Source organism: Wolbachia endosymbiont (group B) of Hofmannophila pseudospretella, assembly GCF_964028515.1.
GTDB lineage: Bacteria > Pseudomonadota > Alphaproteobacteria > Rickettsiales > Anaplasmataceae > Wolbachia.
Genome location: NZ_OZ034788.1, coordinates 1,097,425 through 1,120,930, shown reverse-complemented (window position 1 = coordinate 1,120,930; position 23,506 = coordinate 1,097,425). Strand labels below are relative to the sequence as shown.

Here is a 23,506-nt window from a genome sequence, read left to right as displayed (position 1 = left end):
TAAGTTGAGAGAAGGATCTTTGACATGTAGATAAAATATAATACATCACCTACACGAAGTGGTTTTACATGTTACTTCAATACATAAACTTAAGTTCAAATAATCCAAAACTCTGCTTCATATTTTAAGATAAATGGCTACAATCAAATACAATTTACCTTCTTCTTTCAATTGGACTTTCTAGCTCAACACAGGATAAGTTGCTCATACACTCTTCTAATATTTCATTCTTTTTATCATTGTTTAATCTATTGCTGAACTCTTGACACCTTCTCTCAAGAGCTGAATGCGTAGTCATAATATACCTTACTGTTTCAGATGATAACTTTGGTAACTCGCTACGGATCCTTTCTTGTTCTGTTCCAGAGAAATTGGTGAAATTGGTTCTGGCCATTTCAGGGAATTTTTGTGTGATCGTTTCTTTTATCATTTCTCTAGCCTCTTCTCCATCGAGTGTAATAACCACTGATGGATGTAAGCTAGATAAAGACTCAAATAATTTATTGTATGTTCCACCTGCACAACTTTGACCTTGATTACCGTAAGTTGTTGCAGCGTCTACAAGACCTTTTACAAACATATCCTTTCTATTTTTTATATATTCATCATTTAAAGGAGTTCTTTGATTTTCTGTCCCTGTATTTCTATCATTGCAGGCTTTCCAACATAAAATAGCTGCTTGCTTTAGTGTTAACTTACTATGATTGTCTTTAAAATTATCTCCTGTTCTATTGATAAATCTTAAGCATTCAAGTGCATGAGATTTATCGCCTTCTGTAAACTCATTTGACTGTTTGATGTACTCTTCAATGCCGGTTGTGTTACCTCTATTTAGCTGTACATAGAATTCATCTTTGCTTAAATTCTCTTTATACTTTTCTACGAGTCTATCAACACTCAAGTTTATACTAGCAACTGCACTTGGATCATGAGTAGTTTGCGCAACAAAGGGAAGAATATTGACTATATCAGCAGCAAAAAGGCCCCTTTCTTCCTCTGGAATTTGTTGTATTAAATCGTTAAACTGCTGTATTGCTTCAGTGAGTGTTTTGTTTAGCAAGCAGAAGAACAACATAGGAAGCACTAAAAATACACAAGAAATAATAATACATATGACTAAAGCAGCCGTTAATATTCCTCTAATAATATTTTTTGGCCATGCTGATAATCTTCTCTCATTTTCCTCTGGTTTTAAAAAATGGTTTACCATCCATAAGCACAAAGAAAATTGTATCAGAAGAGAAAATGGAAGAATCATACTTATTAATAAAGCTATATTAATGAATTTTTTAATTTTATTAGTATTATTATGAGCATTTTGTACTCTTCTTACTAAGTCTTGTGCTCTATTTCTATTCTGCTGTTGATTATTATTTTGACCTGCAAACATACCACACACCCTATTCTAACATTAATATATCATGCTATAGAAAGAATGTAAATAAAGCAAGAAACTTATCAACTACCTGTAAAAGCTTTATTTGTGCTTGATAGGAGGTTCTATCTTTGTACTTTCTACATTATTGAGAGTACTGCCTGTTTTTTGTGCAGCAATTTCTTTAATACCTTTCACAATAAAATACACTACTAGTGCTAAGCCGAAGGTTATAATAGTTAGCGTAATTAATGCTGCTAACTGAACTTTTATCTCTAAACCTGTTTTTGCTTTATTCTCTCTGAGGAATCGAGCCATGTCTTTATCATTTTCCTGCATTGCAAGATCTAAAGGAGTAAGTCCATTCCCATTTTTTATATTAACGTTTGCTCCTTGCTCTAAAAGAAGGCTCACTTTTCCTGTATTACCTTCTTCTACTGCACGAAATATACGACTTTCACCTTCTATCTTTTCAATACTTGCTCCATATGATCTAAGTACTTCAATGGCTTCTTCATTTTCACTGTTGAGCGCAATATCCAAAGCATCCATTCCATCTTTATTTTTATGATTGATAAAATTCTTCAACTGATCTCTATCAAAGCTTCCTACATATTGTTTAATGATGAGTTTCACTACTTTTTCAGGACAATTATTAGCAGCAGGAAAAAGTATTGTGTTGTTATTATTATCTTTTTTCGTTATGTCTGCTTTGAGTTTATTTATCAAATACTCGATAACTTCTATTCTGCTATCATCCTCTGCTCCAGTGCATTGCCTAATAGCTAAAAATAAAGCTGTACGTCCATTATTATCAATATCTTCAATATTCTGTCCCTTATCAACTAAGGCTTGTATTACACTTTTATTCCCATATAAAGCAGCAAGGTGAAAAGGTGTATGTCCTTCAGTGCTTTCTCTTTCATCAATTGACGCACCATTGCTAGCTAGCAATTCTATAAACTCTGGCGTGTTTGCAAAAATTGCAAGGTGCATTGGTGTTAAGTCATCTTTGCCATGATTTTCAGTTTTTGCGTTAACGTTTGCTCCGTTATTTATCAGCAATTTCGCTATTTCAAACTGCTTATACCCGATAGCAATATGTAGTGGTGTACTATTACGTTCATAACTATCATTGACATTTGCACCAAACTTTATTAGCAGCTCTGTAGCTTCAATATCACCCATCCGAATTGCAGAGTATAAGGAAGGAGATTCATCTTTTTCTATTTCCCCTGTCATACGAAATTAAGAACACAACAATTCATATATTATTAAGAATTATTATTAAGTTTTTATTAAAATAATATTAACAATAGCTAAGAAAATTAAATTTTCATTAAAAATTAATCTCTATCAATGGTTATATAAGCAAATGTTTATATAAGCATTCCAAAAGTGAAGAAGTGAAAAAAAGCTTTTCATGAGAAATTATAAATGATAAATTGTTAATAATGAATTATCGAGAATAAATTATGTGCTTTGGTTTGCCTAATATAAACAGAGAAGGTTATTTATTTATAGTTATTTCCTTTATAGTAACATGTATAGCATTTTCTATATCTTGGGGGGCTGGCATTACTTGCTTATTCCCAACATTATTATGTACTTATTTCTTCCGTGATCCGGCAAGAGCTGTACCAAACAATAAGGACTTTATATTAAGCCCTGCTGATGGTGTAATTTCAAAGATAGAAGAAGTTAGTTACTCTTTATCAGAAGAGAATGAAGAAGAAAAGAAGTTTACGCTTGTTAGCATATTTTTAAGTGTTTTGAATGTCCACGTTAATCGTATACCAATATCTGGTACAATAAAGGAAATGAGTTATAAAAAAGGCAAGTTTGTTTCCGCAATAAGCAATAGGTCTAGTAATGAGAATGAAAAACAGGTTATTGCGATTGAATATGAGAAGGGAAAAGAAATCATTGTAGAGCAAATAGCTGGATTTATTGCACGCCGCATTGTTTGTAATTTGAGGACATCTCAGAGCGTAAAAGCAGGTGAAAGATTTGGAATTATAAGATTTGGTAGCAGAGTAAATATTTATATTCCTATTGGTATAGAGGTAAGAGTTTCAGAAGGACAAACTGTCATTGGCGGTGAGACAGTTATAGCAGATTTTAATAAACAAGAGAAGCTTACTTTTGATGTTATATGAATAACGATGAAAGTAACAGTAAATTTTTACCTATTACCAAGTTATTCCCAAACTTTATAACTTTATTAGGTTTATGTGCTGGCCTTACTTCACTTAAATTCACATTTAATGAACAATGGGAATTTTCAGCAATTTTTATTATCATTGCAGCAATAATAGATGGAATGGACGGCAGGATAGCCAGAATTTTAAAATCAACCAGCGATTTTGGAGCACAACTCGATTCTTTTGCAGATTTTCTAAATTTTGGTTCAGCACCTGCTTTTCTTTTATATTTTTGGAAGTTAAATGAAATTAAAGTTGTAGGATGGATTTTAGTAATGATATATGTAATCTGCATATCAATAAGACTTGCAAGATTCAATGTTTCGCTACATTTAGAGCAATTATACTGGAAAAAATTTTTCTTTTCTGGTGTTCCAGCCCCTGTATGCGCTTTACTTGTTCTGTTTCCAATAATTATTACCTTTCAATCTCATGAAAGTGAATATCTACTTCTTATAGAGCAATTTTTTAACGTAAAGAATACAGCTTGTTACTTTTTGACCATCTCATTTTTTTCGATAAGTCATATTCCAACTTTCTCTGCAAAATACATTTATGTCCCTAAAAGTTTATCCTATATATTTGTGTCATTTTTTGGAATATTGATCATATTTTTTATAAGTAAGCCCTGGATAACACTACCAATTTTAGGTGTAGTTTATATCTTAACTATTCCAATAAGTATCGGACTTTATATACATTACGCATATAAAACTAGTCAGCTACATAAAAAATAGTGAGCAACATGATTATAAAAGTAACTGATCTATTAAACTCTTTTTTATATATAAAGATATTCAACATACCATTTATAATTATTTGGGTAATTGCAACTGGGGTTTTTTGTACGATTCGATTCAAATTCATTAACTTCAGGTTGTTCAAATATGGGATACAAACACTATTCAACCTAGAGAGCCATAGTAATAACGGCATAATCACCCACATTCAGGCATTTGCAACGGTAATTTCAGGAACAGTTGGTCTTGGAACAATATCAGGAGTTGCAATAGCTATTACAATAGGGGGGCCAAGTGCAGTTTTTTGGATGATAATTACCGGGGTACTTGGCATGTCAATAAAATTTGCTGAAGTAGTGCTTGCATTTACTCATCGCTCTGAAAACACAACTGGTGGGGCTTTTTATTATATGGAACATGGACTTGCAAAGATTGGATTTATGAAGACTGGAAAATTCCTTGCATTTATCTACGCAGTTATGCTGCTTGTTGCAATGATTCTAGGCGGTATACCATTTCAGGCAAATCAAATTGCAGCGTTGTCAAGTAACTTATTTGAATACAACACATCTGTTATTATCTCGCTATTTGTATTAATTGTAATACTGGGAGGAATAAAGCGAATTGCTTTAGTTGCAACAGGTTTAGGGCCGATCATGATAATGTTCTATATAGGCATGTGTATATATTTAATCTGTGTAAACGGAAATAATCTACTGAATGCTCTATCTATAATATTTCAAGATATCTTTAACAAATCAGCTATAGGAGGTGGAGTATTGAGTGGATTAATAGCAGGGGTAAGAAGGTCAGTGTTTGCTAATGAAGCAGGTACTGGAACAGCAGCTATAGCACATTCGATTGTAAAAGAGAAAGACCCAGTTAAAGTTGGAAGTGTTGCAATGATTGCACCATTTGTAGACACAATATTAGTCTCATTTTTGACTGGTATTGTGATAATTATCACCGATATGCATAGCACTAATACCGTAGGTGATATTATGTTAGTTAGCTCAGCATTTTCAACAGCCTTGCCTTTATTTAGCAAGCTAGCTCTTCCGCTGATAATGTTTTCCTTTGCATTTTCCACAATAATAGCTTACTATTACTACTGTGAAGTTGCCCTAGTGTACTTATTTGGTAACAAAAAAGTACTGATATTGTTTCAGTTTTTTATAGTGGGTTCAGTGTATATCAGCTGTATATCAAAAAATGTAGAATTTATATCTTATTTAGGTGATAGCCTGTTTATGTGCCTTATGATTCCAAATGCTGTTGCGATATATCTACTGAGAAGGGAAGTCTTAAATACAATAGATTCTTATTACAAAAGGTATTAAACATGATTTATAGAATGCTTTATATAGTGTTATTTTGCCTACCATTTAATGATGTATACGCTGCTTCAATTTTTCATAAAAGTTATGACACTGCATTAAATGGAGTAAGCAACTTCATGAATGAAGTGTTGTTTTTCAAGATCTTTCACGTACCATTTATAATTCTTTTATTGGCCTTTGGTTATATATTTCTAACACTACGTTTTAGATTTCTCAACATAAGGATGTTTAAGCATGCGTTCGCTATTTTATGTGGAAAATATGACACAGATCATCATGATGGTCACATTACGCATTTTCAGGCATTTGTAACCGCGCTATCAAGCACAGTAGGCCTTGGAACTGTTGCTGGTGTTGCAATCGCAATTTCAATGGGAGGGCCAGGAGCGGTACCTTGGATGATGATTACAGGTTTTTTTGGTATGTCTGCAAAGTTTGCTGAAGTAACTTTAGCATTCAGACACAGAACAGAAGGCCAGGAGCAGTTATTCAGTGGTCCCTTTCAATATATAAGAAATGGACTAGAGGAATTTGGATTTAAGAAGCTTGGTATTGTGCTAGCTGCAATATATGCAGTGTTTCTTGTATTGTCAGGTCTTGGTGGAAGTGTAGCATTTCAGACTAATCAAATGGTTTCAATATTATCTGGCTATTCAAGCTGGATAGATAGTCATCCTTGGGTTCTTTCCTTCATAATTTCTGCATTACTTGCTCTAGTGATTATCGGTGGAATCAGGAGAATAGCTAAAGTCTCTTCTGCGCTAGTTCCTATTATGTCACTCATATATATTTTGAGTTGTGTCACAATCATTGCATTCAATATTCACAATTTTAGCAATACATTGAAAATATTGTTTTCCAGTATGATAGACTTCAATGCTGTTGGTGGAGGAGTAGTAGGAGCATTTGTCGCTGGGATTCAAAGAGCAATTTTTGCCAGTGAAGCAGGTGTTGGCTCTGCTTCAATCACTCACGCGGTAGCTAAAGATGAGGAGCCAGTTAGAACTGGTCTGGTTGCGATGATAGAACCATGCTTTGATACAATGTTAATTTGTTGCTTAACAGGAATAACAATAGTAATAACAGGTGCATACCAGACCGGCATTGGCGAGGGAATATTGATCACCCAGAAAGCATTTGAAACAGTTTCTTCTTGGTTTCCTATACTTTTAACCATAGCTGCACCTTTGTTTGCGTTTTCCTCAGTAATTTCATTTGTATATTGTTGTGAAATGGGATGGCTGTATTTGTTTGGTGTAAAAAGTGTAGTAATATATCGTATAGCAGTAGTAGCGGTTGCATTTTTGTCAGGTTTATCTAAAGATATAATGGCTATTGCTAATATTGGTGGAGCTTTATTCTCTTGTTTAGCACTCATCAATATGACAGCACTTATATTGTTTAGCAACCAGATTAACAATGAAGTCCAATGTTATCTAAAAAGGCTGAAGAATAATAAAATTAGCTAGATTTATTGCTATGATAGAGATATTTGTAGTTTTTGTATTATCTTACATATTAGGTTCAATACCGTTTAGCTTAATTATTACAAAAATAAAAGGAATAAATTTAAGAGAAGTAGGTTCTGGAAATATTGGTGCTACAAATGTTGCAAGGACAGGAAACAAATTTCTTGCTGTTTTGACATTACTTTTGGATTCCTTTAAAGGATTTATCGCAATTTATATAGCACAACAATTTTTTGATAACGATCTGTGGATATATGCATCTGCTATTTTAGCAGTTTTAGGACATATGTTTCCTATTTGGCTAAGGTTCAATGGAGGAAAGGGGGTTGCGACAACTTTGGGAATTTTGATAGCACTTAATATCCCTTTGGCATCAGTGTTTGTGTTTATTTGGCTAATAGTATTTTTTACCTTTCGATATTCTTCTCTTGCTTCTTTGACTGCGGCTGTAATAATTGTTGTAGCGTCTTTCTTTTTTCAAAAAGAATTATTTCTTGCACTACTCATTGTAGCAATATTGATTTTCTTAAAGCACCACAGAAATATTACAAACCTTCTGCAAAGCAGAGAGCGTAAGTTTTTATAAGCGATGAGATGTTAAATCACTGACACTTAAACTACGAGATAAACTGCTTGATGGTATTATTTTATCTTCTTTATTTAAGATTATAATTTTTACTCTTGTTATACTCTCTACTTCTTGAGGTGTTAAAAGTCCATCTTTAATAAATCTTTGCTTTACTTCTTTTGTTTTTTCATAAAGTGTGGTTACATTGCGCTTATTTTGATTATAAATATCTTCAATCTCTATCTCTAGCCTGTGTGAAGCTTCTTTTTTTAACATGTTATTTATCACTGCTTCTGTTATTGCTAGTTTTTCTTGCAGAATTTTCTTTACTTCTTCTTTATCGTCTCTGCTATTTTTACTCAGTTCTGTGTATACCCTATAACACCTTTTCTCTAGTGGTAACATTCTTAAACTATCTAACATTCTGGCCACTTGACCTTCAACGGTCTTCTCAGCTTTTAGCCTAAATTCCTTAATTTCTTTCTCTATTACCTTATCAGCTATTCTCTTAGCTTCATCCAAAGATGAATCCTTGAGAGAAAAATCTGTTTTAAGTAAATCAAGCTCTAAAAGCTTCAAAAAGACTTTTCCTTTGATATTTTCAATTTGATTATCTAAATCATGATCTTGTAATTTATTTCTTATGTATTGATTCAATGTATAATGCTCTAATTTATTTAACTTTACAGAGTTAATATTTTTCATTAACGTCAGCACAATTTGTTCACTATATTGAGAAGTAAAACTCAGTAAATTTCTCATTAAGGAAATACTTACTTCTGCAATAAAATCATCAACTATTTTTTGACTTTTATCATCTTCATAATTATTTTGGGCGTTATGCCAAGCCCTAAGAATTTCTTTACTGTTCTTCTTATTTTTTAGCCTGTCTAACATAAACTTACGTGCTTCATTTTCTGCTTCTGTCAGGAGCATTTGTCTAGGTGGTGTAAATTTAATCTCTGGATCGGAATGAATACCCTCTAATGTACTTAACATTCTGTAGATAATACCAGTAAAACATGTGTTAGGAATTCGTTCTTTTCTAGAGAAAGTTTGACTATCTAGTAAATTTGCAATCAGCGCGTCTTTTTTGTTTTTTACAGTTTCTCTATTTCCATCATTGCAAGCTTTCAGAACTAACAGAAGAATTTGCCCGCCATTGAAACCAGAGCTATGTTTCTCATTACCTTTGCAAAAATCTTGCAAAAACATCACTAATTTTCCCTTATTCTCATTACTAAATGGTTGGCCATCAAGCATATGTAAGTGATTTATATATTCAATAAATTCTTTAAATTCTTTATCATTAATAACGTCTTCTGGTACCCCACCATATTTATGCAGTAACTTATCAATATTATTACTAATATCATCGTTCAATTGATGGGGTAGTAAATGCTCGTAAGTATCATCAAACTTATTTGTCATGCTGCGAGTATTTTCTTTTATGCCTTCTAAAAAGAAATTTGTAGCAGCTTTAAGTAACGTAAATGGATTAAAATCCTTTGGCCTTAATTCACTTTGTAATAGAATTAAAACCATTGCAAGTGGTATTGTTGCAAGTAACGAAACGAGTAGAAAAGTAGTCGTAAAGGTTAGATATGTTACAAAAGCAAAAAATAAAAAGAAAGATGCTATCTTAATTTTATTATTCTTAAAAAATATTTCCCAATATTCCTTTTTACTTATTTTTTCCTGCTTTGCAGTTTTTATGTCTTTATAAACGTAAAAAGTTTTTATTTCAGATCTAAAAAATACTGTAGCGAAAGATAAAAAGACATTGGCCGGATTAACTAAAATGCTTAAAGAAACAAAAGCTGCGAAGTAGCTTGCTGTCTTTAATCTGTAAGAGCCTTTTCCAGGAAATTGTATTTGGGAAATACCTATCATAGCCTATTCTCTATAATATTATGATATTGTAGTAATAACAAATAGCCTATAGATGTCAATGCTTAAGTATTTTACTGTCTACGCATTCATCGTATTCAATTTCAACTGTAGAGTGTGCGATTTTGAAACTATTTAATAGTATTTTTTTTATCTCATACAGAATATTAGTATGTTGCCCATTTTGCTTTATCTTGGCATGCATGGTAAGTATAAAATAATTATCAGATAGTGACCATGCATGTATGTGGTGTACATCTATCACTTCAGGTAGCTTAGATATAATCTCACTTTTTATCTCCTCAGCAGATACACCCTCGGGTGTACCTTCAAGGAGTATATGGCAAGAATTCTTGAGAATTTTATAGCCACTGCTTAAGATTATTACGCTAACAAATACTGACAAAATAGGATCCACTACTTGCCATCCGGTAAGCATGATAATTATGGATGCAACTATAGCAGCTACAGAGCCTAAAATATCTCCTATGACGTGCAGTACAGCACTTTTTATGTTTATATTGCTTTCACATTTACTATGTAATATAAAAAAGACTATAATGTTAGAGATCAGGCCAAGTGTGGCAATTATTAGCATTACTTTCCATTCTACATTAACTGGAAAAATAAATCTTTTTATTGATTCAATGATAATGACTGCTGCAATGAGAAATAGAGTTAAGCCATTAACAAACGCTGCAATTATCTGCAATCTGTGATACCCATATGATCTTTGTAAATCAGATTTCTTAACTGAAAACTTGTGTGCTACCCAGCTTAAAATCAAGGCAAAAAGATCAGTGAGCATGTGCCCTGCATCTGATAACAGAGCAAGCGAGTGTGAAATTATTCCACCTGCTATTTCCATAAGCATTGTTATCGCAACTATTATTATGGAATAAATTAAGCGCTTGGATGCTGCTGCTGAATGTTTGCCATTGTGTACTGCTGTCATATAAAATCTTTTCGTTAGCAAAAACGTGGGTAACACTGGACTCGAACCAGCGACCCCTTGCACGTCAAGCAAGTGCTCTACCAACTGAGCTAATTACCCATCGTAGCTTTAGTATAGTGCTTCAGTGAAATGAAAGTCAATTTGCTTTTAGACCTCTTGCTGAATGAAACTCCTTGACAAACTCCGCCACTTTCATTAATATAAAAATGAGGGTATTTTATTATCTTCAATCTGTGCAGGTTAACACAACAAAAGTATTATACAGTCAGTTGGCACCTTATTTTTAATTTTTTGCATTACGTGCACTTATGTCTTCACAATGTTTCTGATTTTTTACCTATAAAAGCTGAAACGGGCTGTTTTAAGACAGTATAGAACATCGATTTTCAGAAGTAACAACTAGCTAACACGGGTGCCTTTTTTCTACTGGTAAATTTCTTAATATTTATAATTTTGCTACTTGTTAGTAGCTGCCTGAGGTTAGCTATAGAATTTTATCTATATTCTCGATTTTTCATATTGAGTTAATTATCTATACTTTTTTATTAAGATGTAAATTATATCAATATGAGAATTTACACTTTCTTAGCGGAAGTAGCTTTATGCTTGATATTGTAAAGACTAATAAATTAGAGGTTAGAATTATGACAATCAATCAACAAATAAATAAAAATATAACTCAAGAAGAATACTTTAACAATAAGCATACCATAGAAGTTAAAGATTTAAATATCAAAGTAGAGGTTCATTCTCATGATTTAAGAACAAGTAAAGTTGCTCACATTGAAAGTGAGATAAGAGAAACAGCTACTAATTTTAAAGATGCATTTAAGCTGGAGCCTGGTAGCTCAGAACAAACATTCAAAATTTATGTGTTTGATGATAAGGCTGATTACACTCACCTTGGTGGAAGCAAGCATTTCGGTTCTCACCTCCTTGGAGATGAGGGTGGTAAATGTTATCCAGGAGGAGGAGATGGTGTTTGTGCTACAATGTACGTCTATAAGCAAGGTGGCGTTCATAACCTTCAGCATGAATTTGCACATGGTTTGACTTACTTGGCTACAGGAGGCGAATCTTTACCAACAGTATTAATGGAAGGAATTGCAGATTACTTTGAGCACCATTCAAATCATAAGTTCAATGCTCAAGGATCAAGTATTGACAAAACCGAAGCTGCAAATTTGGATTTAGATAAAATTTTAGATTTAGAATATTCAGATGACAGCGAAGCAAATAGCCTAGTTTATAAAACAGGTCATGCGTTGGTGATGTACTTACAGGAAAAAGATCCTAGTTTATTAAAAGATTACCTGGATACTTTACATGCAGGTAATTCACATAAGTCAGAAAGGTTCTTGGAAAGTATAAAAGGGCATAATGCTGACTTTAAAAGTTGGCTTACTGATACCAATTCCCACTATATAAAGAACAGATAGACAATAATGGGAAAGAAGTGATACTAAAGTAGATAAAATAGAGAGGTATAAATGGCATTAAGGTCAAAACTATTAGACGAAAAAGTTGTAAATTTGGCGAAAGAAATGTTAAAAAAGGTCAGAAATAACGCATATGTTTCAAAAAAGTTACAAGCGGTGATAGCAGGAAAAGAAAGTAGTATAAGCGCTGTGGCAAGAATATGTAAAATTTCAAGGACTGCTTTGACTGAATGGATAAAGCATCTAAAATTTGGTAGAGTAGAAAGATTATTTTCCCCGTCTCAGCGGCGAAGAAAAAGCAAATTAAACAAAAATCAACGTGAGCAAATTGAAATATGGGTAGAAAGAAATCCAAATATTACTATTAAGGAAGTGCAAATAAAAATCTCAGAGGAATTTGGCCTAAACATTAGCAAATCAACAGTGCACCGTGAGATACAAAGGATGAAGTTTTCTTACATAACACCGAGGCCAATTCACCATAAACAAGATAAAAACAAGCAAGAAGAGTTTAAAAAATACTTCAATAAAATAGTCAATTCCCACCCTGAAAAGGAGGTATTTTTTTGATGAATCACGATTTGGAACTCATTCAAAAATCGGACACGGATGGTTTAAAAAAGGGGTCAGAACACAGGTTAAAATGAAAATTGGTAGACAAAATTTCTATATCTACAGTGCGGTAAATCCAAGAAGTGGTAAGAAAATTAGCCTACTTGCTCCATATGTAAACACTGATTGTATGAATATATTTCTGGAGCAGATGTCGAAAGATTTAGGCACGAAAGAAGCCTTTCTTGTAATGGATTGTGCAAGTTGGCATAGATCAAAAAGTTTGAAAATTCAGGAAAACATTACCATCATATACTTGCCTCCTTATTCACCGGAACTGAATCCTGTTGAAAGGTTGTGGCAATATATCAAATACAATACTTTACGCAATAGTATCTACGATACCATAGGTTTACTTGAAGATGTTTTGTGTAATTTTATTGTCAATATTTCCAGTACTACTATTAAACGAGTTTGTAATGTTTCTTATTTGTTCGGTCAGTAATGGATTTTGGTATGAGAATGATACAGGAACTGCAATGGAACACCTCAACGCTTTGCAAGTTACAAAAGGAGATTTTATAGCAACTGGTCAAGAAATAGTGGGTGGAGAAATTAAAAATGTATCCTACTATAAAGCAAATATAGAAAAAATGGATGGAGAAAACGTTGGAAATTTTTCTCCTGTAGAACATGTTGCATTTTATGATGTTGCTCGTGCTATTAATAGGGCAACAAATGATAACCTCGATATATCAAAGGAATATCATTTCCTCAAGGTAGTAAAAACTTCTGATGGACAGGATAAACTAACTTACTCTGACCAACAAGGTAATGAATATCAAAACAGTCAAGAGTATAAAAATCAGGCTTTTAGAATATTATCAAAATATGATACAAAAATTAAGAGTGAGGCCGACAAATTCGATAATTTGAATAAAGAACGTGGTGAAATGTATCAAAAATATCATAAAGGAGAGATTACTATTGAAGAATTACGTAATGAGGAAAATACAAAATACAGACCAGCATTCTTAAAGTTTGATCAACTAAAAAACAAAGCAGTTGATGAGATTGAAAATAATCCTCAGGCAGCAAAAATATTAGGAGAGCTGGTCAATATCGATCCAAACTTGATAAGAGGTACAAATCATATTGATCTACAAGAAGGCAAGATTTTTTCTATGCAAGCTCTTGGTCACGGAAATATGGGTGCACTATCTATATATGATGGGAATACAAAGCTCGGAGAGTTGTCGAGCGAATCGGGCTTTTTTAAGCAAGTTGAAGGTCAAACTAAAGAAACTTTTGTTTTTGAGGACATATTGCACAACTTGAATACTCAATATGATGGAGGTGCTTATATGGCAATTACAAAAGAAAACGGTCATTATAAAGCTTCTCTGATAGATGGTAGAACGGTTGAACGTGATGAATACTTTGATGAAGCACATTTACATGAAAATGAATTGTTGCATCCCAGCACTGGACACATTCAAAAAGATTTAGATTCTCTTCTTCTTAGAGGAACCAAAATTCTAAATCATCAGGATTCAAATCATGCTCAATATTCTGATGAGCAAAGAGAAAGCGGCATAATCGTAGAAAAAGGAACATTATTGGATGATAAAGGGACTGATAGAACAGACGACGATGTATACGAAGCGGTTGTAAAGCAAGGAGGCAAAAATCTACATGAATTCAAAAATATGGGTTTCTATATTACTGAAGAGATAAAAAATGAAAGAGGTGAAGTTGTAAATGGGAGTAACTTATTCATTCATGATCAAGGAAAAAATGTGCGCTATCAGTTACCTGAAGAAGTTACTCACCTAAAGTTAGTGCAAAAGGATGACGGATACAAATTGGCACCAGCTGATGAACGTGGTAATGAATATAGGTATGATGCTCAAGGTAATGCTATACCAGAAGAATACAAATATATCAACCCAGTATTTGCACATGAATATGAAAAGAGAGATTATTCTCATAAACATATAAATGTGGGCCTTATAAACTTAGAAAAATATGCCCCTGGTAAACTTTTTACCATTAAACATGATCCAAATGATTATCAGATACAAAGAAACTCGAGTGGCGAAATAGTGAGAATCAACAATCAAAGATATTTCACTAAAGTAAAACTATTTGATGGTGATACTGATGAAGAAATTGGAATGTTATCTAATAACTTCCATAACTTCAAAGGAAAAATATTCTTTTCTGCTGACTACAACTACAGTTATAACGATTTCCTCGCATCTGTTTCTCCTCAAGTTGAAATTGAGAACATGGAAAATGGAAGTAAAAAAATAACTTTTGATCAAGGCAGTGGCGATATCGGAGATACTAACAGAGGCTACACGGACTATCAGAGAATATTCACAAAAGAGAAACAAACCGAAAGTCCAAAAGGGCAAGTAAGTGAAACTAAGACAGAGATTGATACGTCACACATGAGCCATAGTACTACTAATGTTGTTGCTGAAGAGAGAAACGACAATAGTGAAATACAGTCTGATCAACCACAAATTCCAACAAGGGCAAAAAGGTCAGCTTCAGTGGAGGAGAAAGAGCAGGTAGTGTTGAAAGACACAATCTTGAAAATAGAAAAGAGCTATGATAGAGATGTAGAAGGAAAGCATAAGGCAAATGTAATCATAGATTATAATGATGTGAAAGCCTTGTATAATAGAGCAGAAGGAGCAGATAAGCAATCTGTGTTAGATTTTTGGAACAAACTGCATACATCGGATTATAAGATTGGTGCTTTGCCGGAAGACAAGTATTACTTTAAAGATGGCAAATTTCTAATTCACGATAGTGACACGAAAAAGCTTATAGTGTTACCTGAAGATAAGGTATCCATCAAAATAATGAAGGATGGTGATAGTTATAGTTTGGCTATATCAAATGGTAATGGTAAAGTAATAAGCAGCATTAGTAAAATAGATAATCCAAATTACGAATTGCTATCAGATTCAAGTCACTTCAACTTAGAAACGCAAGATAATATTGAATTATCAGACCAACACCATGAATACAATCTCTATCTAGAGAATGGCTTTGTGATACCAATTCCCACTATATAAAGAACAGATAGACAATAATGGGAAAGAAGTGATACTAAAGTAGATAAAATAGAGAGGTATAAATGGCATTAAGGTCAAAACTATTAGACGAAAAAGTTGTAAATTTGGCGAAAGAAATGTTAAAAAAGGTCAGAAATAACGCATATGTTTCAAAAAAGTTACAAGCGGTGATAGCAGGAAAAGAAAGTAGTATAAGCGCTGTGGCAAGAATATGTAAAATTTCAAGGACTGCTTTGACTGAATGGATAAAGCATCTAAAATTTGGTAGAGTAGAAAGATTATTTTCCCCGTCTCAGCGGCGAAGAAAAAGCAAATTAAACAAAAATCAACGTGAGCAAATTGAAATATGGGTAGAAAGAAATCCAAATATTACTATTAAGGAAGTGCAAATAAAAATCTCAGAGGAATTTGGCCTAAACATTAGCAAATCAACAGTGCACCGTGAGATACAAAGGATGAAGTTTTCTTACATAACACCGAGGCCAATTCACCATAAACAAGATAAAAACAAGCAAGAAGAGTTTAAAAAATACTTCAATAAAATAGTCAATTCCCACCCTGAAAAGGAGGTATTTTTTTGATGAATCACGATTTGGAACTCATTCAAAAATCGGACACGGATGGTTTAAAAAAGGGGTCAGAACACAGGTTAAAATGAAAATTGGTAGACAAAATTTCTATATCTACAGTGCGGTAAATCCAAGAAGTGGTAAGAAAATTAGCCTACTTGCTCCATATGTAAACACTGATTGTATGAATATATTTCTGGAGCAGATGTCGAAAGATTTAGGCACGAAAGAAGCCTTTCTTGTAATGGATTGTGCAAGTTGGCATAGATCAAAAAGTTTGAAAATTCAGGAAAACATTACCATCATATACTTGCCTCCTTATTCACCGGAACTGAATCCTGTTGAAAGGTTGTGGCAATATATCAAATACAATACTTTACGCAATAGTATCTACGATACCATAGGTTTACTTGAAGATGTTTTGTGTAATTTTATTGTCAATATTTCCAGTACTACTATTAAACGAGTTTGTAATGTTTCTTATTTGTTCGGTCAGTAATGGATTTTGGTATGACAATGTTCGATTGCACAAGCGATCATGTTTATCACGATCATAACTCGGCCTACATCTAATACATAGAAGGAGGGCACTGCCCTCTTCTTGTCATTCAATTCGATGTTACCCCAGTTCTCTCTTCTGTCATCCCAGTGCTTGACACTGGGATCTAGTTAAATTTGTAAGTATAAAAGTAATCAACGTTTCTTATGATGGAAAAATGGAGTCCAGTGTCACGCACTGGACTGACACCAAAGGGGCTACTAGGATGACATCATCTGCTACATACTTGAATCACAAGAGAAGAATTCTGAAGCGAAGAGCTTCAAGGAAATCTTATGCAAAATCTAGTATTTACGGAATTTATATTATTTTCATGCACATTATGGTTTTTATAATTAACAGAGGGTGATATGACTACTACAATAAGAGATGCAGCAGACGATGCTGGTTTTATAACAGCCCTAATGGCATTACAAGAATTTAATGACAAGGTATATATTAAAGCTGCTTCAGCTGATGAAGTTTACACTAAAACAGCTGCTGATACTGCATTTGTTAAAACTATAGATCTTGCAACAAAAGTTGCAGAAGAAGTAGTAAAACAGCCTGTTGTGGATGTTTTAGTTCCTGCTCTTGCAACAGTTGGTACTGATGATACTAAGAAGGTTTACACTAAAGGCACAGTAGATACTAGTTTTGTTAAAACTGCAGATCTTGCAACAAAAGTTGCAGAAGAAGTAGTAAAACAGCCTGTTGTGGATGTTTTAGTTCCTGCTCTTGCAACAGTTGGTACTGATGATACTAAGAAGGTTTACACTAAAGGCACAGTAGATACTAGTTTTGTTAAAATCGATGCTTCCAACCTTACAGATGCAGCAAACCAAAAAGCTTTCGCAGAAGTTATTCTTCCTGCTAAAGATGGCAAACAATCAATCTTAGTAAATAAACTTGGGGAAGCTTTAGACAGGGTTCAAGATAATGCTGACGACAAAGTATATGGTGCTCAAGGTAGTGAAAAGATAGCAAAAGATTTCTTAGCTGATAAAGGATTAAAACCAACGCCTACAGATGTAGCCAACGAGCTAGTAAAAAACCAAAGTTTTCAAGCTAGTACCAAAATTGCAGTCAATGCTCAAGATGCAGGATTTCAAGAAGCTGTAAAGGCAGTAATGTCACAGCCATCTTTTGAAATTCCAATAGATCCAAGTGCACCTCTTTCTTGGGATTGGTAATGTAAGTGCCAGTAGATGATATCTCGCTATGTCATTCACTGTTGTCATTCCAGCATGTGATACACAGCTGTACGAACATTATTCTGTAGGAAGATATCATGCCAGTGCCCAGACACTGGCATCCATCTTTCCATCATCATCAGAAACGTTATATTTTAACATTACTTTTATACTCGCAAATTTAACTGGATCCCAGTGTCACGCACTGGGATGACATCTTCCAGCTGTGCATGTGAAGCTAAAATGGCATTCTTTTTTCTAGATTCCAACGGTCTTGATAGCAGGCAAGAAGTATATTTTTCATTTCAACTAATTTGCAGTGATTTTTGTTTTAATGTAAATGGAATATAGTCCTATTGCTGCTGCGTTTGAAACATTTAGACTATCAATTACGTTTGACATTGGAATTTTTAAAAGATAATCACAACTTTCTTTCACTAATCTCCGCATTCCTTTCTCTTCAGAACCAAAAATAATCACTCTTTTTTTTCCAAAATTCTTTATTTCATCTATATTTTCCTTTGCATTGCAATCAAACCCATAACACCAGTAGCCTATCTTTTTTAAAGACTCCATCGTTTTTACTATGTTTGTAACGTATATTAGAGGAACAATATCCAGTGCTCCACTTGCTGCTTTTGCGATAGATGCATTTTCGCTCGGTGAATGGTGATGTGGTAAAACCAGTGCATCAATGTTGAAACAAGCTGAGGTTCTTAAAATCGACCCTATATTGTGTGTATCAGTAATTTGATCTAAAATGACTATAGTAGAGCTGTCACCTGAACCTTCAGCTATTTCTTCGATATTTAAGCTGTGAAAAATAGGAGCAACTTTTAAAGCAATTCCTTGATGATTGACACCTTTGGGTAAAATATCATTGAATATTTTGTTCTCTACTAGCTGAGCTTTGATGCCCTTACTATCTGCACATTGTCTAATTTCTTTCCCACATTCCTTATAGAAATTTTCTGTTACTAACAGTTCTATACACCGCCTATTTTTGTTTCTTAATGCTGAGATACAAGTGTGCTTTCCGTATAGCCAAAAATTCTCATTAGCTTTTGATGATTTCATCTCATTATTGAAAATCAGTTTTTTATAGAATAAGCAATATTTTACTGTGTTTATATATTGTTGTAAAATTATGTGATTTAATTAATGCATTTATGTCGGATGATGAGTTAGATTGGCAAAAAAATGTTAAGCCAATAGAATGTGGAAAAGTTACTTTGAAAGTTGATCACAAAGTAAATATAAAATCTATGATTGATAAAGGTGCCTCTAGTTTACAAGAAAATTTTCTTAATACTGATAATGGTGATTCATCATTTTGTCTTGACTACAATACAAAATTGAAGATCGATAGAGGCAAATATTTTATAAGCGATAAACTCGATTTGCATGGCTATAGTATAGATAATGCTTATTGTAAATTGATAGATTTTATTATCAAAAATTATCAAGCAGGGAATAGGTGCTTATTGGTAATTACGGGACATGGTAATAGTACAGATAAAATAGAAACTATAAAGAATAGCTTAAATAAGTGGTTGAATGACACAAAAGTTCGAAATATGATCTTATACTATCAGCAAGCCATAAAAAAACATGGTGGCAAAGGAGCTTTTTATGTCTTATTAAGAAGAAATAAAGGTTAATTTTAGAGTACCTATTTAGGAGTACCTTTCTTAGAATTTACGTGTTGAAGAATGATTTCTGCTAAACCTTTACTAATTCCAGGTACGTTTTGAATTTCAGCTAGAGAAGCTTTGCTTATGTTTTCTACCGAACCAAAATGAGACATGAGTGCCTTCTTTCTTTTACTGCCAACACCGGATATTTTGCTTAATTGTGAAGCAAAAAATTGTTTATCGCGTTTTTTTCTATGCGAAGTTATTGCAAAACGATGAGCTTCATTACGCAGTAATTGTAAATAAAGCATGACCTTGCTGTCACTTGCTAGAGTAAATTCTTCTCTGCTTGGCACATAAAATCTTTCATTTCCTGCATTACGATCATGACCCTTTGCCATACAAGCAAAAGGAACTTTTATATTCAATATTTCCAATACATTCTGCACTATGGAAACATGTCCTGGACCGCCATCAATCAGTAAAAAATCAGGGATTATATCTTTTATATTGCCAGAGAAACGTCTAGTCAGCACTTCTCTCATCATTTTATAGTCATCACCTGAAATTTCTTCTTTTATAGTAAATTTTTTGTATTCACTTTTTAAAAAACCTTCCTGCCCTACAACAATCATCACACCAACTTGTTGATTTCCAGATATATGGCTATTATCATAAACCTCGATACGCTTTGGAATATTTGGTAACGAGAAAATCTTCCTAAGCTCTTCGAGCTTTTCTAGGTTATTTCTATAATCAGTAATCTTCTGCTCTAGGCTATGCTTAGAATTATTGTAAATAAAATTCAACAAATCACGCTCTTTACTATTTTTCGCATACAAAACTTTTATTGATTTTTGAGTAAGAGCATAAAGTGCTTGTTCTATAATTTCCTTATCCTTAATAAAATCGGGAACGTAAATTTGTGCTGGTGGTGTGCTAACTGGATTATACAAATTGACCAAAAAGGTGGATAAAATTTTATCATTTGGATGATCACTACAATTCTCAATGAAGTAAGGAATGCTTCCATAGTTACCTTTATCTCTGAAAGATAGTACACCAATGCATGCTAAGTCTGCCTCACGTACAACGCTAAAGAAATCTGCATCTTCTTCAAAAGAAAAATCCATTGGCTGCATTTGAATTTGCTGAAGAAATTTCAATCGATCTCTATAGACAGCAGCAAGCTCGTAATTCATCTCCCTACTGCACTTTTCCATTGTAGAAAATAGCTGTCTTTGCACTTCTTTATTCCTTCCTAGCAGAGTATCTTGTGCTTGTTTTACTGATTTGCAGTAATCATCTTTTGTAATTTTATCTACGCATGGTGCTGAACAGCGCTTAACTTGATACTCAAGACATGGTCTTTTTGTTGAAGAGAAATATTGATCTGAACATACTCTTAAGAGAAAAGCTTTTTGCAATGATAATATAGTGTTCTTAACAGCAGCAGCAGATGGAAAAGGGCCGTAGTAATGAAACTCATTCTTCTTAAACTTACCTCTATATTTTGCTATCCTTGGATAATCATGCTTAGAAATTGTTATATAAGGATAAGATTTTCCATCCCTAAGCAAAATATTATAAGATGGTTTTAACGATTTTATTAACTGTGCTTCAAGAAGCAATGCTTCGATTTCATTCTCAGTGATGAATATTTCAACCTTAATAACCTGTGAGATCATTACTCTGATTCGTTCAGAAAGGTTTTCGAATTGAAGGTAGTCGGATAACCTCGACTTCAAGTTTTTTGCTTTACCAATGTATAAAACCTTATTCTTATCTCCAACCATCTTATAAACGCCACAGGATTGTGGAGATGATTTGATTTGTTCCTTATATTGCCTGAGCATTTATCAATTGTTTAACCTGTATAAGGTTAAACTCTGCTACTAAATGAAAGGTAGAAACAACATTTGCAAGCAAAGATAACCTGTTTATTCTAAGCTCATTAGAATCACAGTTAATCTTTACACTGTCCATAAATTGATTGATAAATGGAGCAAAACGAGCAAGTTCATCAAGCGCTGTATTAAAGTCGTTATTTTCTATCGCTTGTTTTATGTTTTTACAAGCAGCTATAGCACAATTTGATAGCGCAATCTCCTCATTTTCAATCAAAAACTTCTTACTGTAAGATGCATTATAAGTAGTGCCATCACTTTTTCTCACTTTGCTCATCATGTTACTGGCTCTTTTATAAGTGCTTAGAACCTGTTCACCTTCTGGCGTACTAAGATAACGATCCAATATAACAGTTTGCTTTTCTGCTGTCAGCAGATCATTAATATCGATTTTATATATTATTGAATCTACAATATCTTGCCTTATATTTCTATTTTTTAAAATAACCTTGAACCTCTCTAAGCAAAATTTAAATACTAGCTCTGAAATTTGTTTTTCATTTGGCTTATCAACTGGTGTTGTATTTTTATTAAAGAGAAGTCTTGAACATAAAGATACTGACTTATCTATCAGTAGCCTAATTGGAATATGCAAATTATTTTCAAGTATTGTTCTAATTATACCAATTGTCATTCTCCGCAAACCAAACTGATCATACGAACCAGAGATTTTCTCACCTGCTGCAATTAAACCAACCAAACTATCCATTTTGTCTACAATAGCTACAGCAATCGCAGTAGGAGATTTAGGGCATTCTTGTTCCGATCCGATTGGCTTATAGTGCTCAGTTATAGCTTCTACTACTTCTTTATCTTCTTGAAAGTAAGAAGCGTAATATCCACTCATTATTCCTTGCAATCCCGGAAATTCTTTTACTATCAACGTTGCAAGATCTGCCTTTGCTAAATATGCAGCACGTTCAACTTTAATTAGTGAAGCATGTGGAATAAATATCGCTACATACTTTGACAGAGTAATAATACGCTTCACTTTTTCTTCTACGCTACCGAGCGAAGCATGAAATGAAATAGAGCTCAATTTTTTGACATAGTAATCTAGGTTTTCCTTTTTGTCTTGAGACATCAAAAATTGGGCATCAGCAAGACGTGCTTCTAATATTCTTTCATGACCTTTGACAACTTCATTATTGTTAACATTTACAACAGTAACAAAATGTGAAATTTTCTGTCCATTACTTAAAGCAAGATACTTTTGCTGCATGTTAATTATACTAAGTATTACTTCCTTCGGTAACTCTGATGATTTTACTTTACCAAATAATACTATTGGCCACTCTATAAGCCCTGCCAATTCATTAAGTAAATAATCATTTTTTTCAAGTTGTAAGTTCTCCTCTTTTGTAAACTTATTAATCTGATCTAGTATAAATTGCTTTCTTTTGTCCAACTGGAGAATGACATTATTTTTTTCTAACAATTCAAAATAGTCTTTGGGTGTTTTAACAGTAAGTACTGCATCACCTGAAAGAAACCTATGACCATACGTCACGTTGCATGCTGTAACCCCTGCAAAAGATATGGGTATTATTTCGTCATTTAAAATACATAGAATATTTTTAATTGGTCTAACCCATCTCTCTTTTCTTTCACTCCATCTCATACTCTTTGGCCAAGAAAAGTTTTTTAGCATTTCCTCCAGTTGATTTTTGAGAAACCCGCTGATGTTAAATAAGCAGCTTTCTCTCTTAATGAAGTAAAAATCTTCATCGTTTACTTTGCGAATGAGTAAATCTTCTTCACCTTTCCGATTTTTTCTCAAAAAACCTTCGATAGCACTTTTCGGTGCATTAACTCTTGGTCCTTTAATCTCATTGTTAGAATCTTTTAGCTCCAAAGCACTTATGCCATCAATAAAAAGAGCAATGCGACGTGCAGTCACATAAACTTCTATAGATGCAAATTTCACATTATTTTTACTAAAAGCATTAATGATATAGCTCTTAACCTGAGCTGCAGATGAATTCTGCATTCTTGATGGAATTTCTTCTGAAAGACATTCAAACAATAATTGTGACAACAT

The 23,506-nt window shown here is 33.3% G+C and carries 18 protein-coding genes and 1 tRNA gene; 11 read left to right on the top strand and 8 right to left on the bottom strand.

What is annotated here, in order from left to right; all coding sequences use genetic code 11:
- Positions 1–154 precede the first annotated feature (154 nt).
- Together ABWU24_RS05370 and ABWU24_RS05365 are read right to left on the bottom strand one after the other, a co-directional pair.
- Positions 155–1,390, bottom strand: a complete 1,236-nt coding sequence (locus ABWU24_RS05370; RefSeq protein WP_353274568.1) for a hypothetical protein — start codon at positions 1,388–1,390, stop codon at positions 155–157.
- Positions 1,391–1,477: 87 nt separating this feature from the next.
- Positions 1,478–2,617 carry an ankyrin repeat domain-containing protein gene (locus ABWU24_RS05365; RefSeq protein WP_341815734.1) on the bottom strand — a complete coding sequence of 380 codons (1,140 nt, stop codon included), beginning with the start codon at positions 2,615–2,617 and terminating at the stop codon, positions 1,478–1,480.
- Positions 2,618–2,850: 233 nt separating this feature from the next.
- On the opposite strand from ABWU24_RS05365, the gene ABWU24_RS05360 reads away from it, so the two are divergent.
- Genes ABWU24_RS05360 through plsY form a run of 5 tightly spaced genes read left to right on the top strand, consistent with a single transcriptional unit; the run spans position 2,851 to position 7,714 of the window.
- Positions 2,851–3,534, top strand: coding sequence for a phosphatidylserine decarboxylase (locus tag ABWU24_RS05360; protein ID WP_135352908.1), 684 nt, complete (start codon positions 2,851–2,853; stop codon positions 3,532–3,534).
- Positions 3,531–4,316 (top strand): CDP-alcohol phosphatidyltransferase family protein, encoded by a 786-nt coding sequence (locus ABWU24_RS05355; protein ID WP_015588307.1) that lies wholly within the window; start codon positions 3,531–3,533, stop codon positions 4,314–4,316. The genes ABWU24_RS05360 and ABWU24_RS05355 overlap by 4 nt, the downstream gene beginning before the upstream one ends.
- A gap of 8 nt (positions 4,317–4,324) precedes the next feature.
- The gene (locus tag ABWU24_RS05350; protein WP_341815732.1) at positions 4,325–5,659 is read left to right on the top strand and encodes an alanine/glycine:cation symporter family protein; all 1,335 of its coding nucleotides are present in this window, start codon (positions 4,325–4,327) and stop codon (positions 5,657–5,659) included.
- A gap of 2 nt (positions 5,660–5,661) precedes the next feature.
- Complete coding sequence (locus ABWU24_RS05345) at positions 5,662–7,128, top strand: alanine/glycine:cation symporter family protein (protein WP_353274566.1); 1,467 nt, start codon at positions 5,662–5,664, stop codon at positions 7,126–7,128.
- A gap of 10 nt (positions 7,129–7,138) precedes the next feature.
- Entirely contained in the window at positions 7,139–7,714 is a 576-nt protein-coding gene (plsY, locus tag ABWU24_RS05340; protein ID WP_015588304.1) for a glycerol-3-phosphate 1-O-acyltransferase PlsY, read from the top strand.
- On the opposite strand, the gene ABWU24_RS05335 is transcribed toward plsY, so the two are convergent.
- The 3 genes from ABWU24_RS05335 to ABWU24_RS05325 all read right to left on the bottom strand — a co-directional run bounded on the left by ABWU24_RS05335 (position 7,709) and on the right by ABWU24_RS05325 (position 10,640).
- The gene (locus ABWU24_RS05335) at positions 7,709–9,589 is read right to left on the bottom strand and encodes a hypothetical protein (protein ID WP_341815731.1); all 1,881 of its coding nucleotides are present in this window, start codon (positions 9,587–9,589) and stop codon (positions 7,709–7,711) included. The two genes, plsY and ABWU24_RS05335, sit on opposite strands and share 6 nt — an antisense overlap.
- A 55-nt stretch (positions 9,590–9,644) precedes the next feature.
- Positions 9,645–10,541, bottom strand: coding sequence for a cation diffusion facilitator family transporter (locus tag ABWU24_RS05330; RefSeq protein WP_341815730.1), 897 nt, complete (start codon positions 10,539–10,541; stop codon positions 9,645–9,647).
- Between the two features lie 26 nt (positions 10,542–10,567).
- Positions 10,568–10,640, bottom strand: a tRNA-Val gene (locus ABWU24_RS05325).
- A gap of 545 nt (positions 10,641–11,185) precedes the next feature.
- On the opposite strand from ABWU24_RS05325, the gene ABWU24_RS05320 reads away from it, so the two are divergent.
- The 5 genes from ABWU24_RS05320 (at position 11,186) to ABWU24_RS05300 (ending at position 17,924) form a co-directional block, all read left to right on the top strand.
- Entirely contained in the window at positions 11,186–11,980 is a 795-nt protein-coding gene (locus ABWU24_RS05320) for a collagenase (protein WP_353274564.1), read from the top strand.
- Positions 11,981–12,031: 51 nt separating this feature from the next.
- Positions 12,032–13,037, top strand: a protein-coding gene (locus ABWU24_RS05315) for an IS630 family transposase (RefSeq protein ID WP_353274215.1) whose coding sequence is annotated in 2 segments (ribosomal slippage) — positions 12,032–12,541 and positions 12,543–13,037 — 1,005 coding nt in all. Because the reading frame shifts where the segments join, the coding sequence is not laid out codon by codon here.
- On the top strand, positions 13,012–15,624 hold the full coding sequence (locus ABWU24_RS05310; RefSeq protein ID WP_410542176.1) for a surface protein-related protein: 2,613 nt from the start codon (positions 13,012–13,014) through the stop codon (positions 15,622–15,624). The genes ABWU24_RS05315 and ABWU24_RS05310 overlap by 26 nt, the downstream gene beginning before the upstream one ends.
- A 62-nt stretch (positions 15,625–15,686) precedes the next feature.
- Positions 15,687–16,692 (top strand): IS630 family transposase gene (locus ABWU24_RS05305; protein WP_353274215.1). Its coding sequence is split into 2 segments (ribosomal slippage): positions 15,687–16,196 and positions 16,198–16,692, totalling 1,005 coding nucleotides; the frame shifts between segments, so codons are not numbered across the junction.
- 410 nt (positions 16,693–17,102) lie between these two features.
- On the top strand, positions 17,103–17,924 hold the full coding sequence (locus tag ABWU24_RS05300; protein WP_353274562.1) for a hypothetical protein: 822 nt from the start codon (positions 17,103–17,105) through the stop codon (positions 17,922–17,924).
- A 309-nt stretch (positions 17,925–18,233) separates the two neighbouring features.
- On the opposite strand, the gene rlmB is transcribed toward ABWU24_RS05300, so the two are convergent.
- The gene (gene rlmB / locus ABWU24_RS05295) at positions 18,234–19,001 is read right to left on the bottom strand and encodes a 23S rRNA (guanosine(2251)-2'-O)-methyltransferase RlmB (RefSeq protein ID WP_341815727.1); all 768 of its coding nucleotides are present in this window, start codon (positions 18,999–19,001) and stop codon (positions 18,234–18,236) included.
- Between the two features lie 92 nt (positions 19,002–19,093).
- Here rlmB and ABWU24_RS05290 point away from each other — a divergent pair, with 92 nt between their 5' ends.
- Complete coding sequence (locus ABWU24_RS05290) at positions 19,094–19,585, top strand: Smr/MutS family protein (RefSeq protein ID WP_341815726.1); 492 nt, start codon at positions 19,094–19,096, stop codon at positions 19,583–19,585.
- An 11-nt stretch (positions 19,586–19,596) separates the two neighbouring features.
- Here the strand turns inward: ABWU24_RS05290 and uvrC are convergent, their stop codons facing one another.
- The gene (uvrC, locus tag ABWU24_RS05285; RefSeq protein WP_341815725.1) at positions 19,597–21,414 is read right to left on the bottom strand and encodes an excinuclease ABC subunit UvrC; all 1,818 of its coding nucleotides are present in this window, start codon (positions 21,412–21,414) and stop codon (positions 19,597–19,599) included.
- Positions 21,398–23,506, bottom strand: a complete 2,109-nt coding sequence (glyS, locus tag ABWU24_RS05280) for a glycine--tRNA ligase subunit beta (RefSeq protein ID WP_015588215.1) — start codon at positions 23,504–23,506, stop codon at positions 21,398–21,400. Before glyS ends, uvrC begins: the two co-directional genes overlap by 17 nt.

Coding starts and splice junctions, on each gene's coding strand:
- uvrC (WP_341815725.1), bottom strand. CDS start 21,414: ATGCTCAGGCAATATAAGGAACAAATCAAATCATCTCCACAATCCTGT.
- plsY (WP_015588304.1), top strand. CDS start 7,139: ATGATAGAGATATTTGTAGTTTTTGTATTATCTTACATATTAGGTTCA.
- rlmB (WP_341815727.1), bottom strand. CDS start 19,001: ATGAAATCATCAAAAGCTAATGAGAATTTTTGGCTATACGGAAAGCAC.
- ABWU24_RS05335 (WP_341815731.1), bottom strand. CDS start 9,589: ATGATAGGTATTTCCCAAATACAATTTCCTGGAAAAGGCTCTTACAGA.
- ABWU24_RS05290 (WP_341815726.1), top strand. CDS start 19,094: ATGTCGGATGATGAGTTAGATTGGCAAAAAAATGTTAAGCCAATAGAA.
- ABWU24_RS05355 (WP_015588307.1), top strand. CDS start 3,531: ATGAATAACGATGAAAGTAACAGTAAATTTTTACCTATTACCAAGTTA.
- ABWU24_RS05365 (WP_341815734.1), bottom strand. CDS start 2,617: ATGACAGGGGAAATAGAAAAAGATGAATCTCCTTCCTTATACTCTGCA.
- ABWU24_RS05370 (WP_353274568.1), bottom strand. CDS start 1,390: ATGTTTGCAGGTCAAAATAATAATCAACAGCAGAATAGAAATAGAGCA.
- ABWU24_RS05330 (WP_341815730.1), bottom strand. CDS start 10,541: ATGACAGCAGTACACAATGGCAAACATTCAGCAGCAGCATCCAAGCGC.
- ABWU24_RS05320 (WP_353274564.1), top strand. CDS start 11,186: ATGACAATCAATCAACAAATAAATAAAAATATAACTCAAGAAGAATAC.
- glyS (WP_015588215.1), bottom strand. CDS start 23,506: ATGTTGTCACAATTATTGTTTGAATGTCTTTCAGAAGAAATTCCATCA.
- ABWU24_RS05310 (WP_410542176.1), top strand. CDS start 13,012: ATGTTTCTTATTTGTTCGGTCAGTAATGGATTTTGGTATGAGAATGAT.
- ABWU24_RS05360 (WP_135352908.1), top strand. CDS start 2,851: ATGTGCTTTGGTTTGCCTAATATAAACAGAGAAGGTTATTTATTTATA.
- ABWU24_RS05350 (WP_341815732.1), top strand. CDS start 4,325: ATGATTATAAAAGTAACTGATCTATTAAACTCTTTTTTATATATAAAG.
- ABWU24_RS05300 (WP_353274562.1), top strand. CDS start 17,103: ATGACTACTACAATAAGAGATGCAGCAGACGATGCTGGTTTTATAACA.
- ABWU24_RS05345 (WP_353274566.1), top strand. CDS start 5,662: ATGATTTATAGAATGCTTTATATAGTGTTATTTTGCCTACCATTTAAT.